16 protein-coding genes are annotated in these 26,161 nt (G+C 51.7%); 12 read left to right on the top strand and 4 right to left on the bottom strand.

Annotated elements, in window-relative coordinates; translation table 11 throughout:
* Window positions 1–58: 58 nt before the first annotated feature.
* The 3 genes from C5O22_RS06900 to C5O22_RS06890 are packed head-to-tail and all read left to right on the top strand — an operon-like array spanning window position 59 to window position 8,840.
* The gene (locus C5O22_RS06900) at window positions 59–3,226 is read left to right on the top strand and encodes a PD-(D/E)XK nuclease family protein (protein ID WP_165910444.1); all 3,168 of its coding nucleotides are present in this window, start codon (window positions 59–61) and stop codon (window positions 3,224–3,226) included.
* Entirely contained in the window at window positions 3,205–7,269 is a 4,065-nt protein-coding gene (locus C5O22_RS06895; RefSeq protein WP_132780477.1) for a UvrD-helicase domain-containing protein, read from the top strand. The genes C5O22_RS06900 and C5O22_RS06895 overlap by 22 nt, the downstream gene beginning before the upstream one ends.
* Before the next feature lie 2 nt (window positions 7,270–7,271).
* Entirely contained in the window at window positions 7,272–8,840 is a 1,569-nt protein-coding gene (locus tag C5O22_RS06890) for a GAF and HD-GYP domain-containing protein (RefSeq protein ID WP_132780476.1), read from the top strand.
* Between the two features lie 123 nt (window positions 8,841–8,963).
* On the opposite strand, the gene C5O22_RS06885 is transcribed toward C5O22_RS06890, so the two are convergent.
* From C5O22_RS06885 to C5O22_RS06875, 3 genes are all read right to left on the bottom strand, one after another.
* Window positions 8,964–11,114 carry a hypothetical protein gene (locus C5O22_RS06885; protein ID WP_132780475.1) on the bottom strand — a complete coding sequence of 717 codons (2,151 nt, stop codon included), beginning with the start codon at window positions 11,112–11,114 and terminating at the stop codon, window positions 8,964–8,966.
* 5 nt (window positions 11,115–11,119) lie between these two features.
* Complete coding sequence (locus C5O22_RS06880) at window positions 11,120–12,169, bottom strand: DUF2804 domain-containing protein (RefSeq protein WP_132780474.1); 1,050 nt, start codon at window positions 12,167–12,169, stop codon at window positions 11,120–11,122.
* A 203-nt stretch (window positions 12,170–12,372) separates the two neighbouring features.
* The gene (locus tag C5O22_RS06875; RefSeq protein WP_132780473.1) at window positions 12,373–12,948 is read right to left on the bottom strand and encodes a DNA-3-methyladenine glycosylase I; all 576 of its coding nucleotides are present in this window, start codon (window positions 12,946–12,948) and stop codon (window positions 12,373–12,375) included.
* Window positions 12,949–13,108: 160 nt separating this feature from the next.
* Here C5O22_RS06875 and C5O22_RS13740 point away from each other — a divergent pair, with 160 nt between their 5' ends.
* From C5O22_RS13740 to C5O22_RS13805, 7 genes are all read left to right on the top strand, one after another.
* Window positions 13,109–14,872, top strand: coding sequence for an OmpA family protein (locus C5O22_RS13740; protein WP_279432191.1), 1,764 nt, complete (start codon window positions 13,109–13,111; stop codon window positions 14,870–14,872).
* 14 nt (window positions 14,873–14,886) lie between these two features.
* A complete protein-coding gene (locus tag C5O22_RS06865; protein WP_132780472.1) occupies window positions 14,887–15,639 on the top strand; it encodes an ABC transporter ATP-binding protein in 753 nt (250 codons plus the stop codon).
* Window positions 15,636–17,324 carry a hypothetical protein gene (locus tag C5O22_RS06860; protein ID WP_132780471.1) on the top strand — a complete coding sequence of 563 codons (1,689 nt, stop codon included), beginning with the start codon at window positions 15,636–15,638 and terminating at the stop codon, window positions 17,322–17,324. Before C5O22_RS06865 ends, C5O22_RS06860 begins: the two co-directional genes overlap by 4 nt.
* A gap of 128 nt (window positions 17,325–17,452) precedes the next feature.
* Window positions 17,453–18,706: an MFS transporter gene (locus C5O22_RS06855; protein ID WP_132780470.1), complete on the top strand. Its 1,254-nt coding sequence runs from the start codon at window positions 17,453–17,455 to the stop codon at window positions 18,704–18,706.
* Entirely contained in the window at window positions 18,690–19,409 is a 720-nt protein-coding gene (locus C5O22_RS06850) for an HD domain-containing protein (RefSeq protein WP_132780469.1), read from the top strand. The genes C5O22_RS06855 and C5O22_RS06850 overlap by 17 nt, the downstream gene beginning before the upstream one ends.
* Before the next feature lie 8 nt (window positions 19,410–19,417).
* The gene (locus tag C5O22_RS06845) at window positions 19,418–19,864 is read left to right on the top strand and encodes a glycosyltransferase family 2 protein (RefSeq protein ID WP_132780468.1); all 447 of its coding nucleotides are present in this window, start codon (window positions 19,418–19,420) and stop codon (window positions 19,862–19,864) included.
* The gene (locus tag C5O22_RS13805) at window positions 19,750–20,070 is read left to right on the top strand and encodes a glycosyl-4,4'-diaponeurosporenoate acyltransferase CrtO family protein (RefSeq protein ID WP_486389492.1); all 321 of its coding nucleotides are present in this window, start codon (window positions 19,750–19,752) and stop codon (window positions 20,068–20,070) included. Before C5O22_RS06845 ends, C5O22_RS13805 begins: the two co-directional genes overlap by 115 nt.
* Window positions 20,071–20,195: 125 nt before the next feature.
* On the opposite strand, the gene C5O22_RS06835 is transcribed toward C5O22_RS13805, so the two are convergent.
* On the bottom strand, window positions 20,196–21,200 hold the full coding sequence (locus C5O22_RS06835; RefSeq protein WP_132780466.1) for a hypothetical protein: 1,005 nt from the start codon (window positions 21,198–21,200) through the stop codon (window positions 20,196–20,198).
* A 277-nt stretch (window positions 21,201–21,477) separates the two neighbouring features.
* On the opposite strand from C5O22_RS06835, the gene C5O22_RS06830 reads away from it, so the two are divergent.
* Window positions 21,478–23,520, top strand: coding sequence for a glycoside hydrolase family 3 protein (locus tag C5O22_RS06830; protein WP_165910443.1), 2,043 nt, complete (start codon window positions 21,478–21,480; stop codon window positions 23,518–23,520).
* 133 nt (window positions 23,521–23,653) lie between these two features.
* Entirely contained in the window at window positions 23,654–26,050 is a 2,397-nt protein-coding gene (locus C5O22_RS06825; protein WP_165910442.1) for a glycoside hydrolase family 127 protein, read from the top strand.
* Window positions 26,051–26,161 lie beyond the last annotated feature (111 nt).

Below are 26,161 nucleotides of genomic sequence, written 5' to 3'. Positions count from 1 at the left end.
TCAAAATGGCGTATTGCTTCTTCATGCTTTTTTTCTATCCATGCTATACTATCGATATATGGACTCTCCTTCGGCTGTTCTTTCCATCATTTTGAACCATCTTCAGAATCGGGATGTTCGCTTTGTTTTCCCTTCCTCGGTAGTTGCCCGGCACTGGGCAGAAACCACCTGTGTGGCCACCGATAAACCCCTGGACCTGCGGCGCTTTATTGCCTGGGACGTGTTTAAGGAAGAGGCCCTTTCGCAGCGGGAAGAAAAACTCCGGCCCGCTAATCGGCTGTTACGGCTCCTTTTTGCTACCCACTGTTTAAGAGAAAACAAAAAGCACACCCAGGAAGGTAAGCCCCTTTTGTATGAGCTCATTCCACCCGCCTATGCGGCGGAATATCAGGTCTTTGTGCCCTACGTGGCGGAACTCCTTCCGGCTCTTAAAAAAATAGTTGAGGCCATTGCAAACCAGACCGCCAGAACTGAACAGGATGGAAGGGCCGGCTCCGCCCCCGACGGTTCCATATCGGCGCCCCTCTTTTTCTCAGATAGCCTGTCCTTCTCGATGCCGTCCTGGTTTCAGCAGGTACAGAACCCGTACTATCGAGATGTGGTTCTTTTGTATCATTGGTACGCCCAATTCCTTACAAAACAGGGTTTTTTTGAGCCCTCCTGGAAAGAAGGGGAGTTCTCGGAGAATCCCGCTGAGTGGATTATCTTTTTCCCCGAATTACTCGAAGATTGGGATCAGTTTGAAGGGGCCCTGCCCCCTGCAGTGAAAAGGGTCCCCCTTTCTGTGCTGGAGAGGGAAGACATGCAAAAAGGGGGAGCCGGTGACGTTCCAGAAAACGAAGCCCAGCGCCAGCACAAAGAAACACCGTGTTTGGATTCTCCGGTTATCGGGCCTTCGGAAGAGGAGAAAAGAGCGTGTCTTACCACCCTCCTCGGGGAACTGCACCAGGGGGCGCTCTCCTTTTCTACGATCCGGGAAGAAGTTCGATTTGTGATACTCTTACTGCGGGAACTCCTGCGGAGTGGCCTTTACCGTTGTCAGGATATCCTGATATCGATCCCGGAACTGGAAAAGTACCGGGAACTCCTGCAGTTGGAAAGCGCCCTGCGGGATGTGCCCCTCCAGATTCAACAGGGGCGCTTTTTGGCCGAATTACCGGGGGGAAGTTTTTTCCTCCGCATGCAGGAAGTAGAAGCATCCCTCTGGTCCTACGATGCCCTTCGCTACTTTCTGGAAGATGGGGCAATCCCCTGGAAGGAACGAAAAAAGAATCTGTGGCTCCTGGAATTTGGGAAACTCTTTCGCTGCCTCGCGGGCTTTCGGGAAGGAGAGACGCCGCAGGATGTATGGCTTGAAACCTTTAAAAAGGTAAAGACCTTCTCAGACCAGGACCTCGCCGCCAAAGGGTGGTATGGACCGGCGGTGGCGGAACTGGAAACGTACTATCAAGGACTCAAACGGCGGGTTCAAAAGTGTCTTTTTGCCCCCTCTTTTGATAAGCTGAAGCAGTACCTTGATGAGTTTATCACCGCTTTTATCGATCGATCTGCCATGGATGACCTGGTGGATCCGGTCTTTGCGATTGCCCAGGACGAGCTTGAACAGTTAATTCGTCTTGAGGCCTCTTTGCAGGATTTTGCAGTAGAGAACCCCTATGCGTTATTTATCCAGCACTTAAAGCAAACCCCCTATGTGGCCCAGGGGAAAGGGGCGGGAATCCGGGTATATCCCTACCGGGTTGCGGCAGGCTGTGGGGGGAGCCTGCATATCGTGATGAATGCCAGCCAGGACGCCCTTTCCGTGGTGGCTGATGAGGGCCCCTTACTGCGGGAAGACCGGAAGGCCGCTCTGGAAATAAAGAGCAAGGACCTTACTCCCTTTTTTATCCAGGCCTACAAAGGGGGAAGCGACGTGGTGTTTTTTACGGTCCCCCAGCGGACCCTGGACGGTTCCTATTGCCTTCCCCATCAGGCCCTCCGGATTGTGGAGTGGAATGCCGGGGGGGCCTCTTCGCCAGGGCAGGTTCCCCGTATGTCGTCAGGAATATCCCTGGGGGATCTGGTTAACTGGCTGTTCCAGCAGGATCCCTACGAGAAGGGCGATCCCCTGGGGGGGACAGAAACCGCTGCCCAGGTCCTTGCGGCTACGCGCCTTGCCCGGCGGCACTACCCCCAGGGAGGGGGCCACCTCTGGTATGACCTTCGGCGAGAATCCCTGGAGGATCCGGCCCTGTTAGAAAAAATACAAGCTCGATTCAAAAACGAAATTTCCCCCTCGAGCTTAAACCTCTTTCTTCGCTGCCCCTATGCGTGGTTTTTGCAGCAGGCCCTCAGGATACAGGAACAGGAAACAGAGGTGGTCACCGTGGATGCCCGGGACGAGGGGCTGGTGTACCATGCTATTCTGGAGGGCTTTTTTAAGGAACTGCAGAAAGAGGGGACCCTCGAAGGGGGGCAATTGGAGCGGTACCAGAAAATTCTCGAAACCCATATCGAAGGGGTACGAAAGACCTTTACACGCCAGGAAGGGGTGTTCCAGGAAGAGGTCTACAACATGCTGATTACTCGCATTGGGGGGCGTCTACGGGACTACCTGGCCCAGGATATGGAGAATCTCTCAGGGCATCGCATCGTGGGGGTGGAATTCGATGGGGCCTTCTATGCCTTGCCTCGAAAAGAAGGGGCCGCTTCCTCCTACCGACTGGCTGGACGAATTGATCTTTTGACGATGGATAGGGAGGGGAACCTCATGATTACCGATTTTAAGCGGAAGCGGCTTCCCGATCCGGGGGCCCTGCTTCTCCAGGAAAGCGCCCTTCCCTCCCGGGAAAACATGTACGACCTTCAAATAGCGGCGTATATCCGGATGGTGGAACACACCCCGATAGAAGAAAAATGCAGAAAGGTGCATCGGGCCCGCTTGTATTCGCTGGAAGAGGGAAATCTGCAGAAGGTGATTGACCCCATAGGGTCTGCAACGAACAGCCGCCGTTTACCGGTTACCCGGGATAGCTACGAAGCTACCCTTGAGATGGTGGATTGGCTCTGTGAAGCATACATTGAGGCCCTTGAATCGGGGGATTTCCCCGTACCGGACCTGGAGCATCAAGAGGTGTGTGAGGATTGTTCGGTTCGGTCCGTGTGTCGGGTCCCGTTTGCGGCGGATCGCCTTTCGGGACGATGGAAGGGCTATGCTCCTGAAGAATGGAGAGCTACGCGTCTATGAGACTGGATGTCTTTCAAGAAGCGGCCTGTCGGGCGGATCACAATGTGGTGGTTGCCGCCGGGGCAGGGTCGGGGAAAACGGCTATTCTCAGCGAACGGTACGTGCGGCTCGTAAAGGAACGGCGGCTGCCGGTTCACTCGATCCTTACCCTAACGTTTACCCGCAAAGCGGCCATGGAAATGCTGGACCGTATCTATCGGCGCTTACAGCAAGAGCATCTCCAGGGGTCCGATGAGTTTCTGGCGGAACAACTGGAACATTTCCACGAAGCCCGAATTGCTACCCTCGATTCCTTCTGCGCTACTATTGTTCGCAGTGGGTGTACCACCTATGGCATTTCCCCGTCTTTTATGGTGGAGCCCCTGGCGCTGGAAGCTCTGGCCCGCCACTGTGCCCTGGAATGTTTGATGGAACACCGGGATAATAGGGCGGTCCGTACCCTCGTGGCCCTTGCCTCGTTTGATAGGGTGGTGGAGGATTTTTTTGTTCACCTCGCCATCGAACATGTCTCATTAATCCCTCAAAAAACATTCACCGAGGCTCTCGAGGGTCTGTTACAGGACGCGGAGCGACAATATCAAAGAAAACAAAAAGAAGGGGAGGAATTTCTTAAGAGATTTGTAGCCCTGGGAGAAACCTATGAGGTCCCCCAGAACTATCAAGAGCCACTTCGAATGTTAGAGCGCTGGGCCGGGGAATATGAAAGGACGGGGAAGTTACCCGCCGAGTTTCTCAGGTGGGCTAAAGAAACGGACATGCCCAGGGGCCGGCTTACCAGGCCTTTTCTTGTGGAGTGGAAGGAACTTCTTACCCAACTGAGAGATGTGAGGGAAAAACTGGCACAGGTAGAAATCTTTGTGATTTACCAAGAGGCTTATCAGGCCCTGGGCATTGTTCTGGATGATTTTGCCCAGCGGTTTAACCGGGAGCGGCGCCAGAGGGCCCTTCTTTCTTTTCGGGACCTCTCTGAACTTGCCCTGGATATTTTAAAAAACGATAGGGCCCTCCGCCAATTTTACAAAGAAGAAATTCGGGCCATCATGATTGATGAGTTCCAGGACACCAATGGGCTCCAGCGGGATCTCCTGTTTCTGCTTGCAGAAAAACGGGACCGCCTCTGCGATGGCATCCCCTTACCGGAGGACCTGGAAGAGAACAAGCTTTTTTTTGTAGGGGACGAAAAGCAATCGATCTATAGATTTAGAGGGGCCGATGTCACGGTGTTTAATTCCCTTGCCCAGGACCTGAGCCGGGCCAATCCTCCGGGGCTCTCTCCGGTACTCCATATTCAAAATAATTATCGCTCCGCTAAAGAGCTGCTCGCTTTTTTCAACGTCCTTTTCCGTAAGATTTTCTCCTCCCCCTCTGCAGAGGTGCCGCCCTATGAGGCAACCTACCGTTTTGACGCCCTCTATCCCTTCTCTGAAGAACGGGGCCATGACCGGGAAATCCCATCTGATCCCGCTATCCGCCTAAAGGGGGGTCCTCAACAGACAAGGCGGGTAGAGATATACCTGGCCGAAGAAGATACCCCAGAGGTAAAGAACCTTAAAACCGGCAATGAATCGGAGGCCCTCTGCATTGCCCAGCGAATTCTGAAAGGGGTTAGGGAAGGAGAGTTCCACTTTGGAGATGTGGCCCTGCTCTTTCGTACCACCACCCATCAGGGGGTGTTTGAACAGATCTTTCAGCGGATAGGTATTCCCTATCGGGCCATTGACCCCCGGGGGGTTTTTACTGAAGGTCCTGTCCACGATATATATGCCCTGTTTCGGTTGGTGCTTGCTCCCCGGGACACTAATGCCTATGGGACGGTGCTCCGTTCTCCCCTGGTGGGTCTCGGTGACCAGGTAACGAGCCGTATCCTTTATGATGCGGCCCGTCCGGGCGGCGCCTCGTTCCCCTTTCCCCCGGACCCGCCTTCCCATTGGTGGAACGACGGTGTTGCAGAAGAAAACTCCCAGGAGGAGCGACGCCGTTATGAACTGGGGCGTCAATTGTACGAATTTATCCAAAAAAAAATCGATAAGGTGGGCCTTGCGGCCCTTATGGCAAGCCTGTGGTATGAATGGGGGTATCGGTCGTATCTTCTCCAACACCCCCGGGGAAGTCACCTCGTGGACCAATTTGAATACCTCTATCACCTTGCCCTGGATGCGGATCGTCGGGGACTTTCGGCGGCGGCCTTTGTAGATGAACTGGCCCCCCGCATTGGATCAAAGGAACGGTTAACCGGCATTGATGGGGAAGGAGAGAAAGCCCAAAATGAGGTAAGCTTTCTCACCATTCATAAAAGCAAGGGCCTCCAGTTCCCGGTGGTCATTATTCCCCTCTGTGGGAGTTCCCTGAAGGGGGAAAAGATGGATTCCCTGTACTACTGGCACCCTGAGTGGGGTCCCATCGTGGTGCTTGAGGATCCCGCAAAGAAAAAAGAGGATAAGGTAAGGTCCTACTATTTTGAAATAGCAAAAGAGGAAGAAGCGAAGAAGGCCTTTGCGGAATTTAAGCGGCTTTTGTATGTGGCAGCTACGCGGGCTGAACAGCGGCTTATCTTTGTGGGCCGGCGAAGGGGCCTAAAAAAACAGGAAGATTCGGGTGTTCAGGAAGAACAGTCAGAAAAAGAATCTTCATCGACACAAGAACCATCAGAAGAAAGTCTGCGCCGTATTCTTCAGGCTCCTCTAGCAAAGGATGACAAGAAAGAGAAAACCTTCTTTGATCTCCTTGCCTCTGCTTTTGGGACAGAAAACGGCATGGATCCAGCCCTGTATAGCCTGGCCCCTCTTTCTCTGCTTGATAAAAAAGCTCTGGAAGAGGGCATTGAGGCTGCCCGGAAGCAAAGACTGTCTCTCGTCGAAAATAGGCCGCTCTTCCAGAAAGATGTTCAAGGGGATGCACCGGTTGCCCCGGCAGGCCGTAGCGCAGCACTAGAGGAAAGTCCTTCTATGCGTGGGAAAAGGGCCGAACAAGAAGAACCTCCTGGCGATGGAATGAAGTACGGGGAATCGGTTATACTAGAGCCTCCCTTGGCGTTTCCCTGGTGGACGAGCCCCACCGCGATGGAGGTGGTGTGGCAAGGGGAGAAAAGGTTCGACCTTCACATCGGGGCTCAGGACGGAGGGCAGAGACACGATGCCCGAAAAGAGGCAGAGGTATCGCTGCCCTTCTCCAGAGAACCAATTTTGCCGGCCCCCGAGAAGGAACTTTCCCCGGCGGCCAGTGGTTCTGCGGCTGCCAAGGCAGAGCGTGGCCACGCTGGGTACCTCATGGAAGCGAAAGAAGAGAGCCTTGAAACTGCCTTTGGGACCCTTTCTCACAGTATCCTGGCTTATGTGTTCCCTCGACTGCGGGGCCTGGCGGATCAGGTCCCGGAAGGGACCGCTCCTTTTGCCAATGAAAAAAGCCCGCCGAAAAGAGAAGGTGGCCGGTCCTTGCAAGGGGAACTCTTTGATGAAACCCTGGAAACATGGCGGCGGCAATTCTCCGTGGGAGAACTCATGGAGGCGCTACCCTCGTCGGTGCGGCGTTCTTTTTCCCGGCTGGGGGTCCCCCAAAAAAAGCAAGAAACTTTGGTCACGGAAGCTTTAGAGCAGGCCCTTCGTTTCTTCCAGAGTCCCTATGGTCACGAGGTGCTTCGCTCATCAAACTATTGCTTTGAGTTTCCTTTCCTGTTCCATCTTCCCCTTTTCTCCTCAGATGAAAAGGGGCCTTTCCAGTCCATTCTGGTTCGGGGGGCCATGGATCTTATATATGAAACCGAGCAAGAATGCATTATTGTCGATTTTAAAACCGATAAAGAAATACTTCCCGAACTCCATCGGGTGCAACTGGAATGTTATCGTCTCGGAGCCCCCGCTTTTTCTGATAAGCAGGTTCGGTGTTTTTTGTATTATTTGCGTCACGAAGAGATACGGGAGATGACGGACCCCTTAGCGCCGGATGTTCTGTTTAAGCTGGCTCAGGAAACGCTGAAAAGAACTGACTCCATGGGGCTTATGGAGGACCCTCTGGTATTTATGCCAGAAGGGGAGGGAGGTTTTTAAGTATGGAAGCGAATCTTTCCCATCGGGAATTGCAGGATGTCTATGAAGATCAATTCCGGATGATAGAAATTGGGAAAGAACTGGTCCGAGAGAAAGATCTGGACCAGCTTTTAAGAAAAATCCTGCATATCAGTCAGGATATTACAGGGGCCGATGGGGGTAGTATCTTCTTTGTGGAAGGGGGCCCCGAGGGGGAGTGGCTGCGCTTTACCTACAGTTACAACCATTCCATACCCGTTCAATATGAAACCTTTACCATGCCCCGGACAACCGAATCCATTGCGGGGTATGTGTCGTTAACCGGCGAAAGCCTGAACATCCCCGATGTGTATAACTTACCGCCGGATGTGCCCTTTCGTTTTAATAACAGTTTTGACCTTCGCTATGGGTATCGGACCCGTTCCATGCTGGTAGTTCCCATGCTTACCTACGATGGGTCTGTTATGGGGGTGATTCAACTCATCAATTCTAAAGAAGGAGAACAGATACAGGATGCCCATCGGATTATTTTGCGGACCCCCGCAGATGTAGAAACCTACGTGGTTCCCTTTAAGGAACGGTACCTTTCCATGATGCAGGCCATCGCAAATCAGGCCGCTATTGCCATCGAAAACGCCCGGCTTATCCGGCAGATTCAGTCCCAGTTTGAGGAATTTGTGCGGGCCGCGGTGGATGCGGTGGAACAGCGGGACCCTGCCACCTGCGGGCATTCCCAGCGGGTGGCCATGATGGTGGTCCAGCTGGCCCGCCGGATTAACCGGAAACAGGAAGAAGAAGGGAAGGGTCCTGTTTTTTCTGAGAACGAGATAAAGGCCCTGGAATATGCGGGGCTTCTCCACGATTTTGGCAAGGTCTATATAGAACCGGCGGTTTTTGTAAAGGCTAAGAAGCTCTACCCCTGGGAATTCGAAAAGCTGCAACTGCGGCTTAAGTATCTTCGCCGTTCCCTGGAATTGGATTTTGCCCTGCGGCGCAATTCCCCTTCTGCGGAAACGCTCCAGCAGCTTGATAAGGAACGGGAGAAAATTCTAGAAGAACTGGTAGCGGTTACCCGTCAGATTGAACGCTTGAATGAGCCAAGCCTTACCGACGAGGACCCAGTCCAGATTATCGAGCGGATCCTTTCTGTTCCGCTCCCTTCGGTACGGGGGGTAGATGGAGAGGTAATTCCTCTCCTGACAGAGGAAGAAATTCGGAGCCTGGCTATCCGCCGGGGGAGCCTTAATGATGCAGAACGGGAGTTGATCCAGCGACATGTGGTGTATTCCTATGAGTTTGTAAAGAAAATCCCCTGGCCGCCAGAGTATAGCCAGATTCCCCTCATCGTAAAAACCCACCACGAAAAGCTTGATGGGTCAGGGTACCCTGAGGGTCTCCAGGCCGAGGCTATCCCTTTCGCTGGCCGACTCCTGGCGGTGGCGGATATGTATGATGCCTTGACCGCCGCAGACCGGCCCTATAAGAAAGCGGTCTCCCCCTTGCGGGCCCTGGAGATTATCCAGGACGAAGCGTCCTGCGGCAAAGTAGATCCCATGGTTGTACAAGCATTGGAAGAGATACTAAAAGCGTAGGATGTTGGTCGCCCTGGCCATGAGTCCTAGGGTCGGATGTTCTGTAAACAGACATAGTACCCCTTCGGGCGGATTAAGAGAGTAGAGGTACGGCCTTAGGGAAGGTAGAACCCAGAGTCCTCCTTACTCAGCCGGACTCTCGCGGTTCTTTAAGGATTCCTTAAAAAGCGCCTCCGGATCGGGACTTGCCAGGGCGGATAGGCCCTCGGAAAATTCTTCTTCCGTGGAACGGAGGGGCCCCGCCGCTTTTTCAGAGTAGGCCCAACTTTGCTGGTTATTCATGATATGATCCAGGACCGTTACCACCGCAATAGTGAAAAAGATAAGGGCCGCATTGGTTTTTTTCCTGGATTTCTTTCCCCCTAAAAGAGCATCAAGCCGGACCGAAAGGGGATTGGGGATCTGAAACACGTAGGGTTCCCAGGGATTATCCAGGGTAGAACAGGTTACCTGTCTTTCGGCTCCTCCCTTTTTTATAGCCTCCTCGATATCCGCCGCCACCAGGGTAAGGATTTTTTTAAGGCTATGGACGTCTGAGTAGATAGGCGTAATTTCATTTCGATTAAAGGGTGGGGGCCCGAAGGAATCAAAAGTGTGGTAAGGCAAAAAATACAGACGTTTAATCCAGTTAATCTCCAAAAGGAGCCGTTTGGTAAAGCTGGAAGATCGGCTGTCGCTGGCGGTAGTAAGGGCCTCATTATATTCATCCAGGCGATGGAGGTAATCTTTTTCCAGGATTCGTTCGATGTATTCGTGCCAATTGGTGATAATGCGACTGATCGTATCATCGATGCGGGCGGGGTCGGTGTGTTCGGTGTTGATAATACCGAAACGAACATAGCGTAGCCCATAAAAGAGTTCTTCCAAAATATGCATGAGCACCGCAATGTGGAGCATAGGGTCCCGGGGATGAATAAGTTCATAGCCCCGGCGAAAATCAAAGACCCGCGAAAAGTACGGATACAGATCGGGGTATTCGCCGAGACGCTGCCAGGGAATCCCCGGGAAAAGGTGCCCTAAGGTATCCAGCCCTTTTTGCACGGCCCGGGATAAAACCGCCGCAACAGGAGCCGCCCCATGTTCTGCTGTACCTCCTGTTGTCTCTTGGGGGGAAGGCTGTTCACCGGTTCCCTGGGAAGACTCGGTACTCTGAAGCGTTTCGACAGGTTCCTGGATAAGGGGAGGGATGTCTTCTTCTTTTTCTGGAGCGGGGCTGGATTCCGCTTCTTTTTCTTTTGGTTCCCGGGGGCCCATATCTTCTGGTTCGGGTGGAGACAGCCGATCGCTTTCTTTAATCTGCAAGAAGTGATAGATCCTGTTTTTTCGCCACTTAAAGAAGTCTTCGTAATCAAACCATCGATCGGAAAGCAGTTTCATCAGGAGGGGATACAAGAGATACCGGATATTTTTCATTACCAGGGGATAATTGACGAGGGCTTTGCGAACCATGGCCTGGTGTTTTTGCTGAGCCTCCTGGGGATTTTCCTGATACAAAAAGGTATAGAGGATCTTAAAAAGGGGTTTAACGTGATGTTCTATATCTAATTGTTCCAGAAGGATGATTGGCCGGTAAAAGGCCTTGAGGATATCTGAGAAATCCGAAACCTGTACCGTCCGGGGATGGGCCTGGAGACGACCTAGTTCGCTGGTTATAAGTTCAATATTCCAGTAGCGGAGGGTGTCCATAACCTGGTACGCAAAGGGATAGCGGAGCCTAAATGCTTCGTTCCGGTGTACATTGTTTCGGGGTAAAAGGCTCCGGACGGCGGTAACGAGGGCCTCTAGTTTGCTGTAATACTCATTCATCCGCTCGGTGACAAATCGATGGTATACGAGATCCGGCGGATCTTTAAAGACCGACAGGATGGAAAACAGTACCTGGATGGGGCTTTTTATTTCAAAGGTGACATCGCTGGCCCAGCGATCCATTTTTACCCGTTCTCGATACGAGAGATGGAAGGTTTTGGTAGGATCATCCTCGCTGGCCGACGATGGGTTTTTTTTACTTTTTCGCCACCCCTTCGTTTCGTCTTCTTGTTCGATTACTTCTACCCTATGGCGTGGAGCACTTCCCTTCACCGAAACGGAGACCGTTTCTTCTCTACCCTTGCGATGGGGATGTTCTCGTTGAGGAATGTAGGTTTTTTCTACCCCTACTTCCCCGCCCAATTTTTGGGCTAATTGGCGGGCCTCCTCAGGGTCAAGGGGCCCTAATTTCTGACGAATCCGATCTAATTCTCCTGGTTCATAAATTGCCGGTGGGCGTTTTGCCATAAATCTTACACCCGTAAGTACAATTTTTCGCCCGTTCCCCAGAGGTTACGGACGGGGATCTGTATCCCATCTCTGGTTACTAACATCCCATTATATACCCCAAAGGGAGCGATGTATTCACTATGGGCGACAAAATAATTGAAGCCGAAGCGGATCGTTTCCTGGGGAGTAAAGGTAAGATCTACCATGCCTTCCAGGTCCTGAATCACCCAGTCCGATTCGGGGCCCTCGGGCATGGTGATTTTTACGGGTGGCAAAGGGGTAAGTTCCCCTTTGAACCAGAGGGCATTTTCGTTATATCGAAAGGTGTCCCGGGTCTGGCCTTCGGCAATACTAAATCCAAAAAGCTGTTTATCTTCATGGTAGGAAAAACCATTGCACCACAGGTGTCGCATTCGATAGGGGAAAAAGCCCTTGTAATCAAAGAATAGCCCTGCGGTGCGTTCGGGGCTAAATGAGAGATGCTGTCCCCCAAACACGAGGTCCCCCCGTACACTGGTCATGGCTTTGAACGAATACATGGATCGTCGTTCTGAAAAGGGAAGGTGGGTTACCATAGGGGTGGTTTTCTGTCGCGCAAAATCCAGTTCCAGGTGGGCCGTGAAGGACGGCCGTTTTTTGGTGGGCTCTACGTCAAGGTCAAGTTCGATAAGATCCGCATCGAGCCAGTTATGAATTCGAATGTAGAATCCGTAACTCCGGCTGGTAAAGGCCGCATTAGACAGACTCCGGGGTAATTTCCATGCTCCGAAGGGCAGGACCTTACGGAAAAGCAGTTTTTCTTTGCTCTCCTTATTCCATACAAAAACCTGGGCAATCCGGAAATAGCGCACATTGCTTACCACTACCGTGAGATAGTAGGTATCATTTTGAATCTGGAAGCTTTGCCACTCTTTTATTCGATATTTTTTTATAAACTTAGGAAGATGGGTAGAGAAGGGGTGTTTAATGCTCAGCAGGTTCACATCGTCAAAGGCCTTGGTCCAGGTCCCAAAAATAGGATTCCCTTCTTCTACCGGACTGGGACGAGAAGGCAGAATATCCCGTTTGTACATCACAACCCTCCCGGATATCGCATTACCGGTTTGGTTCCCCTATCTACCCTTGCCTTCCAATACCATACAAAGGGAACCGGGAAATCACCTCCGGCGGTATTCTTACATCGAGCCTACGGTGTAGAGGTAGTATACACCAGGGCCGATATTGGTGCAATTCAAGCAAGAAAGATTTCTGTCGATTGGGCCTTTTTACAGGACTTTTACTGTTTCCCCGTTAACTCTTTGTGCCGAAAACACCGTACTAAATGATCGTTTACCTGGCCCGCCGATTGCATATACGCGTATACAATGGTGGGGCCCACAAAGGAAAAACCCTCTTTTTGAAGTTCCCGGGAAATCCGTTCAGAAAGGGGGGTGCTAGGCGGTATCTGTTTTATATCATTCCACGAGTTTACCAGGGGCTTCCCGTCTACAAAACCCCACAGCCACTGGGCAAAACTTCCTTTTTTCTCTTGAAGGTTAAGAAAGGCCCGGGCATTGGAAATAGCCGACACTATTTTCCGCCGGTTTCGAATGATCCGGGGATCCTGACAGAGCCGATCTATGTCTTTTTCGGTATACCGGGCAAGCCGGAGGGGATCGAGGCGATCCATCGCATCAAGGTAGCCCTGGCGCCGCTTAAGGATGGTAAGCCATGAGAGCCCTGCTTGGGCTCCCTCCAGTACCAGAAGGGCAAAAAGGGCCCCATCGTCCCAGAGGGGAGTTCCCCACTCGGTATCGTGATAGGCCATGTACAGCGGATCCGACAGGCACCAGGGACAACGGAATAATTCCATAGGGGAAATGTATATGAAAACAATGAAAATGTCAGGGGGCGAGAAGAAAAGTATGGAAAATTATGAAATTATGGAAAGGGGGCCCCTTTTTAGATTTTAGATGTGCCGAAGGACCATAGACTGAGGTGTTTTTTATATCATACTTGCATAATAAGGGACTATGTCAGATACTGAATCCATGCAAAAACGGAAAAGTCCCCTGTGCTGGTTGGGGACAATCATTGTCTATTCTGTCTTTCCCGTTTATCTGTTTTCCCAGAACCAGGGAGCCCCTTCTTCTTCTAATTCCCTACCTATGCCATCGTCCGCCTCCGGGGTTGTTCTTGTTCAGAGCTTCCCCGGCCCCTATACGCTGGTTGAGCGGTCTAACTGGGCCCGCTACGATAATGGCAAATATACAGGGCATGTATATCGGGAAACCCGTTACCGCCTGGATCCCTTTCAGGAACGCGAGGGGGTGCGATACCGCGGCACGGTCTACGTGTTTGAGGAAACCCTGCGGGACCTGCAAAAAGTGGCCCGGCCGCTGGATGATATCATTCCGGTTGAATTTATCCTCTCAAAAACAGGCTCAATACGACTGGTGGATGATCGGGGATACCCGCTGTTGCGCAATTTCCCTGTTTTCCCTGAGAAAGCCCTTCGCCCGGGGGATATCTGGATTGCTGCGGGGGAACGCATCGTAGATCCCCGTAACGATGGTAATCAGGTAAAACTTCCTATCCTGGCGGAATACCGTTTCCTGGGCGAGGAGCCCTATAAGGGAGAACAGGTCTATCGGATACAGGCTCAGTATGCTACCCGCTACAAGACGGCCACAAGCAGGGGAAGCAAAACGGATCAAAAAACGATGGGAAGCGGGAGTTCCCAAACGAATCAACCTGGGGTAGGCCAGGAGGCTTCAGGCCCCTTTATCGAAGCAAGTGGTACCCATGTGGTAGATATATTGATTCGGGTTGCCGATGGTCGGCTTGTTCTGATGCGGGATACCCTGGATGAAACCTTTCTGTGGCCCGATGGTTCTTCGGTGCGTTACAAGGGGTTTACCCTGACGTTCAGCGAAAGCTTCTTGCCCTTTGACCGTTCGGCGGTCCTTGCCCAGGTGGCTCGGCAATTGGGCGCCCCCGAAGGGCTCCCCGGAGGGGGAGGCAAGGCTGGTGGTGCCGATTCGACGGGTGCCGCGGCGGGTGGGGCTTCCGGCGGTGGGGGAAGTGATCTTGCTGACCGGCGGAGTTCCTCTGGCGCCGATTCAACTGGCGCCGTGGCTAGTGGAGGGACCTCTAGCGGGGGGACCGGGGCACCAGGGGCCGGGGGAATAGGGGCTGATGATAAGAGAAGCCCCCCGGCATCCGGTGGGGTGGCGTCCCCTGTGGGTAAGGCTGAACCTTCTGGAGGAGAGAAAGGGGAAGTCCCCGAGGGCATAGCCCTGCGATCAGGAAGCGATGGGGTCACGGTGGATGGGGCCTTTCAGCTTGATGAAGGGCGTGGCAGCCCGGGGGCTTCTTCGGATAGGCCGGCTACGGTGGACCTCCCCGCCCAAAACATAGAGGTGGCGGCGGTCCCCGAGGGAGTAAAGCTCACCGTCCGGGATATCCGTTTTGTGGCCGATTCAGACGAAATTCTGAGCAGCGAGCGGGGGCGACTGGATTTGATTGCCCGGGCCATAAAGTCTGTCCTGGGTTCTTCCCCCAACCAACCGCTTATCCTGGTGGAAGGTCACACCGCCGCCGTGGGACGCCCTGCGGCAGAGCAGGAGCTTTCGGTTCGGCGGGCTAAAAAAATCGTGGATGAACTGACCGCCCGGGGTATTCCGGCGGAGCGGTTTATATACAAGGGATGGGGGAGCACACGACCCCTGGCGGATAACAGCACTGAGGCCGGCAAAGCTAAGAACCGACGGGTAGAGATAACTATTCTGCAATAAGAAGGGAGGATGGGATGATTACCCTACAAGACGTAAGCAAAACCTACAGCAAGAATAAAACAAAGGCCCTGGATTCTATCGATCTAACCATCCCTGATGGGTGTATTTTCGGATTTCTTGGCCCCAACGGAGCCGGAAAGACCACCACTATCAAGTTGATTACCGGAGCCCTTGAGGCTGATGAGGGGCTTATTTCCGTGGATGGGCTGGAACTTCCCTCCCGGGCCCTGGAAGCAAAGGCCCGCATCGGCTATGTACCGGATAACCCGGAACTCTTTAGCCGGCTGAAGGGTATCGAATTCCTTAATTTTATTGCGGACCTGTACAAAATAGACCGGGAAACCCGGCGGGAACGGATCGAAGTCTATACCAGACGTTTCGAAATAGCCGATGTGCTTGCCGGTCAGATCGGCAGCTACTCCCGGGGAATGAAGCAAAAACTCATGGTATGCGCCAGCCTCCTTTCGGATCCGTCCAACTGGATCCTCGATGAACCCCTGGTTGGACTTGATCCCCAGGCAGCCTTTAACCTGAAGGAACTTATGCGGGAGCGGGCCCGGGCAGGAAAATGTGTCTTTTTCTCAACCCATGTGATGGAAGTGGCCGAAAAACTCTGTGACCGCCTTGCCATCATCAATAAAGGGACGATTGTATTTACCGGTACCCTGGATGAGCTTAAGGATCTTCGGGGAAAGGATGGTTCCCTGGAGTCCCTGTTCCTGGAACTAGTGGAAAGTGGCGATGAAAGCGGAGGCTCCAGAGTATGAAAGCCATAGGCTCCATCATCCGGTTTTATTTTACCACCTTTTATGCGCTTCCGACGTTGCGAGATCCTCACGGCAAGATATCTGCAAAAAGCCTGTTGAAACTGGGGGGTACCATCATCCTTTTTGGGTATATATTTGGTGCCTTTGGGTATATGTCCTGGGAGGTGTATTCTTCGTTATATCAAATTCTGGCCCCTATCGGTCTTGCCCGGCTGGTGCTCGTCTATGCTCTTTTGTATGGTGGCCTTGTGGTCGCCTTCATAAGTTTTATCTCTGGCTTTTCTACGGTGTATACGAACGAGATGGAGACCTATCTGGCGACCCTGCCGGTGCGACCGGTTCACCTGTTGGTGGGTAAGGCCGCATCCCTCGCGATCCCCCATTTTTCTTTTGCTCTTTTTGCCATGGGTGGTGGTTTTGTGCTGTATGGGATTGCGGAGAAGATGCCCTGGCTCTTTTTTATAAACGCCTTGCTCGTGGTCCTTATGACAACGATATGGGTGAGCGCCCTCGGCTACTGCATCAGTATTCCCCTTCTTTTAACGAGCAAGTTTTTCCGTAACCGGGACCGGATACTGGTACTTGTCGGTTTAGCCATGATGGGGATAATTTTCTTCTTTAATTTTTCGATAAACCGTTTCCTTTACTCATCCGCTACTCCCGAAGAATTGATGGCCCTGCTCCAGGGTCCCAACGAGACCTTTGTACGGCTTCTTGATGCACTGCCGCCCCTCCAATTCATCCTGGTGGCGCTTTTTAAAGCGGCCCATCCGTGGTATACCCTGGCGTTACTGGGGATTGTGGGGCTAGTTTCCCTCGCCGCCTACGGAGTTTTCTTTGTCCTGGCGCCGCTCCATACGAAGGTAATCCGTCTGTTCTCCGAACAGCACCTCAAGCGAATGAGCCGAACCCAAACAGCGGCTTTTCTTAAGACGAAGACCGGCCCCCAGAGAAAACTGGTGGCCCTTCTTCTGCGGGAGCTGCGAAGCATGAACCGGGAACCGGTCTATTTTTTGAACGGCCCCTTCATCATTATCCTGATTCCCCTTTTAATTGGGATAAGCCTGGTGGTTTCTCTGGGAAATCAGGGTTCGTTGAACGAACTACGGGAAGCCATCCGGACATCCCTTACTCCCCTTTACCAGGTTCTCGCGAGCAGTCTGGTGGGGGCCTTCCTTGGGTCGGCCACCAGCATTACCTGCACTGCCCTTTCTCGGGATGCCAAGCATATAAGCTATATGAAAACCCTACCGGTTTCTTCCTCCCTGTATCTTATGGCAAAGTTGCTGCATGGTCTTCTTTTTGGTCTTGCAGGTTCCCTGATAGCGGTATTCCTTGGCCTTTTTTTATTTCAACTTGAGCTTCCCCTGGGGGCGTTTGTGCTGGCTTCTTCCTTAACGTTTTCAGCGCTGTTTAATGTGATAGGCCTGTATATCGATACCCTAGCCCCCCGGCTCAATTGGGAAAGTCCCGTGGCGGCCATGAAGCAAAACATGAACGCGGTGGTCATGATTCTCATGGAGATTCTAGTATTGATTGGTGCCGCAGTGCTTACCATTTTCTGGGCTCAGACATGGGTACAGCTAACACTGGCCATGGTGGTCGTGCCGCTTTTCCTTGTTGGGGGCCTCCTGGCGTTCTATATCCCCTTTGGGGAACGGAAACTAAGAAAGCTGGAAGTGTAGAAATGATATTGTCCTGGCGACCTTAGGTATTCTTCAAAAAATTACAATCTTTTCTTTTCTCAGAATCTAGGGAAAAGAGGCGTAGGCTATTTTGTTAGTCCTCTTTTTTAGGGTATAGTCTTTTTATTATGTACAAAGCTTATACAGATAAATCGTTACAAATTATCAAAAAACTTCTTATCCCCTATCGGGGGTTTGGAACTTCTTTGTGGTCTATGTTTTTTGCTACGATGATAAACCGATTTGGTGATTTTGTGGGTTCTTTTTTGGCGCTTTATTTATCCCGTATTTTAGGTTATAACACGGCTCGTACCGGTTTTATCATTTCCCTTGTGTTTACCGCTTCTGTGATTGGTTCAGTACTTTCGGGATGGGTGGCTGACCGACTTGGTAGAAAAGAGAGTCTTATTCTGTTTCAGGGCCTGGATGCTGGCATCAATCTGGTTTTGAGTTTTATGGTTCATGCCTCATGGGTTCCCTCGCTTATTATATTAGGGAGCCTTTTTCGAGGTGGCGCCCGACCGCTTATTAGTGCTGTTCTTACTGATCTAGCTCCTACGGATAAACGCAAAGAGGTCTTTGGTCTCCAATACTGGTCTATTAATGTGGGTGTTGCCCTGGGACCTCTTGTGGCGGCGGTACTTTTTGAGCGTTCTCTTCCCTGGCTTTTTAGGGGCGATGCTCTTACTACCGTGTTTTCAGTATTGCTCATTGCTACTGGAGTTCAAATACCACAGGAATGTCATGTGGCCTCATCATTGGAACATCACGATGATCGGAGAGCTTTTCTGGCCTTTGTGTCTAGGCCTATACTTATGGCTTTTTCAGGGATTGCCTTTCTTTCTAATCTTACCTATTCGCAAACGGGGTTTGGCTTGCCTATGACGGTATCTCGTCTCATGGGGAATGAGGGACCACGAACTATGGGATACCTTATGTCTCTTAATGCGATAATGGTTATTTTATTTTCTATCCCGATTGCGCGTCTTTTACGTTTCTGGACTCCAATGCGATGCCTATTTCTTTCAGGTCTTTTTTATGTGGTTGGTTTTGGGATGTTATCCTTCCCACTTTCGTTCTGGGGATTTGCCTTATCTACCGTGATATGGACGATAGGTGAAATTATCGCAGCCACGAATACAGGGGTTTTTCTTGCCCGACATTCTCCGGCCAACTGGCGGGCTTCGTTTCAATCTTTTGTAGGAGTATGTTATTCGGGGGGATGGGTCATTGGACCGTTGATAGGCGGATGGATCATTGCGGAAAGAAGTTATAGGTCTTTATGGCTAGCTACCGCTGGGATATGCCTTCTTTGGGCAGTACTTGCCATCGCGGTGGATCGCTGGGATCGAAGGATTTTGTCGTATGAAACGCAAGTTTAAGGATAGTGAAGGACGGCTATTTAAATCAAAACAACCGATCCAGGAAGATCGGATGTCACCAGCTGATCTTCCTGTGGCCGAAACGGTTCTGCGGGCCTTTGTTCGGATGATGGACCTGAAGGGCCTGTATCGGCAGGGCTGGCTTAAGCGCGGGGTGCCGGAACTCCGGGCCGAATCGGTGGCGGACCATAGCTTCGGTACGGCCCTGCTGGCGTTACTTCTGGCGGACCACCTCGGTAAAACCGAGGATTTTGCCGGCCTCGATGCCCATCGCTGTGTGGAAATGGCCCTGATTCATGAACTGGGAGAAGTGTATGCGGGGGATATTACCCCCGCCGATGGCATTTCTAAAGAAGAAAAATACCGGCGGGAGCGGGAAGCCTTTGTCAGGGTCGTGGCGGGTTTGCCGCAGGCAGAGCGATTCCTTGCTCTCTGGGAAGAATTTGAAGCCGGTACCAGCCCCGAGGCTCGTTTTATTCGTCAACTAGACCGGCTAGAGATGGGGATTCAGGCGGCACTCCTTAAATCCGAGGGGTTTGCTCACATGGATGAATTTATCGAAAGCGCCCGCAGGATCGTTACCCAGCGGGACCTGCGCGTTTTTCTGAGGCTTGCTGAAACCAAGGCCTCTAACGGCTCTGAATCGGGGGGGGTAAATAAAAAGGGATCGCGCCCTTTTCTTTGTGTCCCCAAGTCAGTATAGTAGGTATCATGGGGGACCTGATACAGTTCTGTATCTTTATATGTCTTGCATCCCTTGGGCTTCTGCGACTGCGCCGTTTTTATACGGCCCCCCTCTCCCTGCTTTCTTTGGATCCCCCTGATTCTAAGCCCGGTGATACCGGTGAGGATGCCAGGCCAATTCCTTCTCTTTCGGTGCCACTTTTTTCGGTGATTATCCCCGCCCGTAACGAAGAACGGCGGCTTCCTGGCCTTTTGCAGTCCCTAAAGAAACAGACGCTGCGGCCCCGGGAAATCATCGTTGTGGATGACGGTTCCACCGATGGGAACGCCGTGGTTCGCTGTATCGTCGGTTATTCCGAATTCATACATGGAAGGATCGCTTGCCAGAGGCGGGGGCCCTCTTCCCTTTTCATCCCTTTGATAAATCCCACCTGGCCCAGCATGATCGGGACTACTTTGCCCGTTTTGTTTTAGAAACCTGCCGGGCCGAACTGTCTCACCTCTTGCCCTTTCTGTTCTATCCCCTTTGCCTTTTCTGGAACCCCTGGCCGGCAAACCTTATCATGTTTGCCTATGCGTTCCTGGCCAATGTTCCCTTTATTCTCATTCAGCGATATAACCGGGCCCGCTTGCTGGAACTTCCGATATTTGCCGGTAGCTCCCGCGGTACGAAACTTTAATGGTCTGATGCATGCTCTCCGGGCCTTATTAGGTCCTCTCCCTGGTGGCGCCGGGGATGCCCCCCGTTTCCCCTTGCCGGGAGCAATGTCTCCCCATCTTTCCTTTTGGGCCGTTTTTTAGCAGTCTAGAAAGTGTGGGTATACGAAAGGGCAATGCGGTTAAAATACCAGTAGGGAGCTTCGAATACCCGGGTTTCAAAGGAGCGATTCCTGGTGGTGGCGTCCGTATAGTCCCGATCTCGTTTAAATTGAAAGAGGAGAAGAAGACTATCCTTTTCTCCAAGCTTAAGATTGATCAAGGAACTAAGCTGCCAGAATCGAAAGTCTGATCCCCATCCGCCTGATGCCATGGTACTGTAATTTCGCACTTCGTCGATCCATTCTTCGCTTTCAGCCATAAAACCTATAAAGTTCACCAGGAGCGGCATCTGGTAGCCGACAATATAGGTGCCGTAGAATTTGGTACCGTTAAAATTTTCTCCCCCATCGGCTTCGTAGAGCCATGCCTGATGATCGGTGGCGCCAGTATACGCCTTATATTCCACTTTAGCGGTCACCACAAAAACAAGGTGATTCCATTCGCCCGGGAAGAGGGCTGCCACATCAAACTGGAACGTCCCCGCCCCCCAGACTCGCCAGACAAGGCCTCCAAAGGGGGTGAGCTGAAGGGAAAGGTCATTGCTGGCCGGATTCAGCCCAAGTCCCTGGAAGGGGCCGGCAGTCCAGCCGGTGCCAAGGGCTGCGCCGGCATCAAAGACCAGAAAGGCGATGGGCGATAGGGAGCACTGTCCCACGCCATTTATGGAAACCGGTGAAAGTTCAAGGGAACCCTTCCCGGTTACGGCATTGTTTGCCATTAGCCCCGGCCCTGCTAAAAAAGGTGTTGAATGGGTATACGAAAGAACCGCCTTCGCTTCTGCCCCACCCCAGGTGGAACCCAGGCTTCTCAGGGCCGATGGGGGCTCCTGCCCTTCTATATAGGTGTAGTTAATGGGGGCAAATCCGCTTGATTGGTAGCCCCCTAGGTTCGGTGGATAATAGGCCGCAAGAAGATTCAAGGAGAAATCTCCCGCTCCTACGGCATTACAGAGCAATACTGCACCAAGGACACTTAACGCGATTCGTTTCATGGTTAACCTCCTTTTTTGCAACCCGGTGACGCTCCGTGGGTTGCCTTCTTCCATCCAGGCTTCAGCTTTATAACAAGGAAGACACTTCCCCTTTCTGGGGACCTTTTTTCTAATTATTTTTTATCATTTTTGTTTGTAAAAGGTAAGATGAAATGATAAGGGCCGCTTTTTTTTCAGAAAAGGAGGAAGATTTTCTGGAGGGACCCTTCTTTTGTTGAGCGAAATCGATTTCGATAGTATACTGACGGTGCTTTATGCGATGAAAAGGAGGTTTCTTATGAAAGAAAACCGACCCTCTCTTGGTAAAAACATCCTGAGATTTGTTGGTGGGGCTTTGTTCTTTTCTTTGCTCGCAGGAGGAGTCATAGGGTGTCGTACTCAAAACGCAGCGGAAGGTAAGGTTCCTCAGAACGCTCCCTATAAGGATGCGGGACTTCCTGTTGAAAAACGGGTGGAGGATCTCCTTTCTCGCATGACCCTCCAGGAAAAAATTGGTCAGATGACCCAGATTGAACGGGGAAGCCTGCGGCCCGGGGATATCAGTCGTTATTTTCTGGGTAGTGTGTTAAGTGGTGGAGGCGGAGCCCCTCGACCTAACACGGTGCAGGGCTGGCAGGACATGATCCGCCGGTATCAGGAAGAGGCCCTCGCAACCCGCCTCCAGATCCCGATCATCTACGGAGTCGATGCGGTTCATGGGCACAATAACCTACAAAACGCTACGATTTTTCCCCATAACATCGGGCTGGGTGCTACGGGAGATGCGGACCTGGTGCGCCGTATCGGAAAGGCCACCGCCCTGGAAATGGCTGCCACCGGCGTGTATTGGAATTTTGCCCCCTGTATTGCGGTTGGCCGGGACCCCCGCTGGGGCCGTTTTTATGAATCCTATGGAGAATCGAGCGCCCTGGTAGCCCGCCTCGGAAGGGCTTACATCGAAGGCTTTAAAGATGCGGCGGCCTTACTGCCGGTGCGGCCGGTAACAACGGCAAAGCACTTCATTGGTGATGGCGGCACCCGCTGGGGAACTTCAAAAACCGATACCTATAAGATTGATCAGGGAGATACGGTGGCGGATAGGACGTATCTTGAGGAAGTGCTGTTTCCCCCCTATAAGGCGGCGGTTGAAGCGGGGGTACGGACCATCATGGTATCCTTTTCCAGTTTGAATGGCATCAAGATGCACGCCCATCGGGAATTGATTACCGATGTCCTTAAAAAGAGCTGGGGATTTACGGGTTTTGTGGTGTCCGATTGGGGCGGTATTGATCAGATTGATCCGGATTATTCCCGGGCGGTGGAACAGGGAATAAATGCGGGGATCGATATGGTGATGGTCCCCTACGATGCTCCCCGTTTTATCGACACCCTGGAGCAATTAGTACAAAAGAGGAAGGTTCCCCTCAGCCGGATTGATGATGCGGTTCGCCGGATTTTGCGGGTAAAGTTTGAGATGGGTTTGTTTGATGCGCCCCTTGAGGCCGTGCTTGCGGCCCAGCCGGCTTCGGTGGTCCGCTCTGCGGACCACCGGGCCCTGGCCCGGGAGGCGGTGGCAAAAAGTGTGGTGATCCTTAAAAACAATGGGATTCTGCCGTTAGGTGGGTCTGGCTCGGGGACCACCGGGGCCAGGGCCGAAAAGGCCGGCGGGGCAGAGAAGGGAGGGGTAGCAGGAGCCGGTACCGGTCCCCGCCGCCTTTTCGTGGCCGGCTGGGCCGCCGACGATATCGGTATCCAATGTGGCGGCTGGACCATCGACTGGCAGGGTAAACCCGGAAACATCACCGCCGGCACTACCATCCTAGGAGCCCTGCGAGAAGCTCTTCCTGGGGTAGAAATCATCTATGACCCGCGGGCTGACTTTGAGGAAACCCCGGGAAGTGGCGCCGGTTCAGGATCAGGAGCGAAGAATGCCCCTCAAAGTGGCGCAAAGACTGCATCGGACAGGGGTGAACTTTGTATCGTGGTGGCCGGCGAATTTCCCTATGCAGAAGGAAAGGGTGATACGGCACGACCCGAACTTCCTCCCCGGGAGCAAGAAGCCCTCCGGGAAGCCCGGACTCGCTTTAAGCAGGTTATCCTGGTGATTATAAGTGGTCGTCCTCTTGTTTTGGATGAGGAGTCCCTATCCTGCGATGCCATCCTTGCGGCTTGGCTTCCCGGTACCGAGGGAGCCGGTGTGGTAGATATCCTTCTTGGACATGTTCCCAGTACTGGCCGACTTCCCTGTGCCTGGCCCCGTTCGGTGGAGCAGCTTCCCCTGGATACCCTTATTCAAGGGAACGAAAAACCCCTCTTCCCGGTGGGCTGGGGGGTGGAGTGAGATAAAGGCTTGGGATTTGTTTAGATTAGTTTAAAATAGTAATTGTTTTTGTTGACAAAAAATAGAGTTCCCCCTTAGAATATCCCTAAAAAAGCCTAGTATGAGCTTTCTGGGTAAAAAGGGGGAGTTTTTTATGCAGGGACTTCGGTATTTAGGATGTATTCTTATTCTTTTGCTCATATTTATATCGTTATCCTGTAAGAGTTTGGAAAAGGGAGCTTCTATGAATCCTTCTGACATGGGAAAAATGATGGCTATCGTACGGCTTCAAGAAAATTCTCTGTTTGGTCAATCTCAAAGGGTGGGCCTTGAATACGTGCTTCGTCTCGAACCGGATCGACTCTTGGCGCCAGTGTCTGAGGCCCTTGGTCGTGGCTCAGAAGCGAAGGCCGCCCGCTACGGTGGTTGGGAAAGTCGCCAGATTGCGGGTCATTCTTTAGGTCATTATTTGTCTGCCCTGGCTGCTTTCTGGCAGGTCACAGGGGACTCCCGTATTGAAGAACGGATTCGCTATGTACTTCAAGAACTTGCCCGTCTGCAACGATCCGATGGCTATCTTGGAGGGGTGGAAAGCCGTCCCTTTGATATAGCCGCTACAGGAACTTTTTCGGTAGAAGCCTTTAGTCTCGCTGGCTATTGGGTCCCCTGGTATTCAATTCATAAGATATATGCGGGACTCATAGATGTGTACGTGGCTACGGGAAATCCCCTTGCCTTATCCATCGTGCGTCGGATGGCCGACTGGGCAATCAACAGAACTTCCGCTATGACCGAACAGCAATTCCAAAGGATGCTCGAATGTGAGCATGGGGGCATGTGTGAGGTTTTTGCCGAATTGTATGCCCTCACGGGAGAGAAGAAATATCTTACTATGGCGGAACGATTTATCCATCATCGTATTATGGATCCCCTTATGAAAGAGATTGATGTGCTCCAGGGCCTCCATGCAAATACCCAGATCCCCAAAGTAATCGGTTTGGCTCGCTTATATGAACTTACAGGAAAAGAAGAATATCGTCGGGCTGCGGAGTTCTTTTTTAAAAATGTGGTGGACCATCGTTCCTATGTGATTGGTGGAAATTCGGTACGTGAACACTTTGGGCCCCTAGATCAAGAACGCCTTGCCCGGGATACCTGCGAAACCTGTAATACCTACAATATGCTCAAGTTGGCAGAACACCTGTTTCGATGGAACCCCAGTTCGTATTATGCCGATTTTTATGAGCGGGCCTTGTATAATCATATTCTGGCTTCACAGGAACCTGAAACGGGGGCAAAATGTTACTTTATGTCCACCGATCCGGGGCACTTTAAAGTATATGGTACAGAAGATAATTCTTTCTGGTGTTGTACCGGCACAGGAATGGAAAATCCTGCTCGCTATAATCGTTTTATCTGGGTGCGAGAAGGAAATACCCTGTATGTAAATCTATTTATTCCTTCTCGATATGAAAACGAAGGAAGTGTTTTTCAATTAATTACCAATTTCCCGTATGAAACGAAAGCTCACATTGAAATTAGTTCCTCCGGGGGAACCTCTTCTTCCCAGGGAATTTCTCAGATTCGTATTCGCCGCCCTGCCTGGGCTAGGGAGTCTTTTAAAGTTTCGTATAACGACAAAGTTTACACTACCGAAGAGTACGGATACATAACCATTCCGGGGCCTTTTCCTTCTGGGTCTTCAATTCAGCTTGAATGGAATATGGGTCTGCATGTCTATGTAACCCGGGATAGGGAACGGCGAATTGCTTTTATGTATGGCCCTCTGGTATTGGCGGCCCGGCTTGGCAAGGAGAATTTCCCTTCCACCGATGTAGTGGCGGATCATCTTTCATTGATGTATCATCCAGATCCTACGAAAATAGGGGCCTTCTTAGGGGACCCTCAGAATTCATCCCAGTGGATAAAAATAAAAGATCCTACCCGTCTTGAATTTGAATCTCTCCCTGGCGCTTTTTCAGAGGGGCAGCGCTTCATTTTGATTCCCTATTTTGCCCTGCATCATGAGCGATATACCATTTACTTTGATTCTCAGGAGTATAAAGCCCCCAGTCGAGAAGACATCTATGGTCCCCAGACCATCGACAAGGTGTACCCGGGACAACAGCAATCGGAAATTGAACACGATCTTAAGAGCAAGCAATCCTATTCGGGATATCTTCCTTCAGTAGATATGACCTGGCGTGATGCCCGCGGCTTAGGATCCTACTTCTCGTATCGCATGAAATTCAAAAAAGATAGGGCTAATACACTCTTAGTGGCGTACTATGGTCTGGATGGCCCCGTAGGAGCTTTTAAACGGAAATTTACTATTTCGGTCAATGGGACGGTGATAGCCACCGAAGAATTATACCCTCAAGGGGTCGATGGACCGGTGGATGTGAAGTATCGGATTGATCCTGAGATTCTTAAAAATCTCCCTGCTGATGAAAATGGCTTTGTCTTTGCGGAGCTTCGTTTCGCCACCACCGGTGGTACGAGTTATGCCGGTGGTATTTTGGAGCTTCGGGTGCTTACGGAAGCACCATAGGAAGGCTGTACGAGAGGAAACATCGAACTATGACCAAGCCACCTTGATGTTTCGGAGATGAACTTCAAAATTTTAAAATTCTGAGGTCTGGGCGATGTTAAAGGGCTACGC

Source organism: Treponema sp. J25 (genome assembly GCF_004343725.1).
In the GTDB taxonomy this organism is placed as follows: Bacteria; Spirochaetota; Spirochaetia; order Treponematales; family Breznakiellaceae; genus J25.
This window is presented reverse-complemented; position numbering and strand designations above follow the sequence as displayed.

Excerpts from the sequence above, each read along its gene's own strand:
- C5O22_RS13740 (WP_279432191.1), top strand. The coding sequence starts at position 13,109 with ATGTCAGATACTGAATCCATGCAAAAACGGAAAAGTCCCCTGTGCTGG.
- C5O22_RS06895 (WP_132780477.1), top strand. The coding sequence starts at position 3,205 with ATGGAGAGCTACGCGTCTATGAGACTGGATGTCTTTCAAGAAGCGGCC.
- C5O22_RS06900 (WP_165910444.1), top strand. The coding sequence starts at position 59 with ATGGACTCTCCTTCGGCTGTTCTTTCCATCATTTTGAACCATCTTCAG.
- C5O22_RS06860 (WP_132780471.1), top strand. The coding sequence starts at position 15,636 with ATGAAAGCCATAGGCTCCATCATCCGGTTTTATTTTACCACCTTTTAT.
- C5O22_RS06855 (WP_132780470.1), top strand. The coding sequence starts at position 17,453 with ATGTACAAAGCTTATACAGATAAATCGTTACAAATTATCAAAAAACTT.
- C5O22_RS06890 (WP_132780476.1), top strand. The coding sequence starts at position 7,272 with ATGGAAGCGAATCTTTCCCATCGGGAATTGCAGGATGTCTATGAAGAT.
- C5O22_RS06865 (WP_132780472.1), top strand. The coding sequence starts at position 14,887 with ATGATTACCCTACAAGACGTAAGCAAAACCTACAGCAAGAATAAAACA.
- C5O22_RS06885 (WP_132780475.1), bottom strand. The coding sequence starts at position 11,114 with ATGGCAAAACGCCCACCGGCAATTTATGAACCAGGAGAATTAGATCGG.
- C5O22_RS06835 (WP_132780466.1), bottom strand. The coding sequence starts at position 21,200 with ATGAAACGAATCGCGTTAAGTGTCCTTGGTGCAGTATTGCTCTGTAAT.
- C5O22_RS06830 (WP_165910443.1), top strand. The coding sequence starts at position 21,478 with ATGAAAGAAAACCGACCCTCTCTTGGTAAAAACATCCTGAGATTTGTT.
- C5O22_RS06850 (WP_132780469.1), top strand. The coding sequence starts at position 18,690 with ATGAAACGCAAGTTTAAGGATAGTGAAGGACGGCTATTTAAATCAAAA.
- C5O22_RS06845 (WP_132780468.1), top strand. The coding sequence starts at position 19,418 with ATGGGGGACCTGATACAGTTCTGTATCTTTATATGTCTTGCATCCCTT.
- C5O22_RS06825 (WP_165910442.1), top strand. The coding sequence starts at position 23,654 with ATGCAGGGACTTCGGTATTTAGGATGTATTCTTATTCTTTTGCTCATA.
- C5O22_RS06875 (WP_132780473.1), bottom strand. The coding sequence starts at position 12,948 with ATGGAATTATTCCGTTGTCCCTGGTGCCTGTCGGATCCGCTGTACATG.
- C5O22_RS06880 (WP_132780474.1), bottom strand. The coding sequence starts at position 12,169 with ATGTACAAACGGGATATTCTGCCTTCTCGTCCCAGTCCGGTAGAAGAA.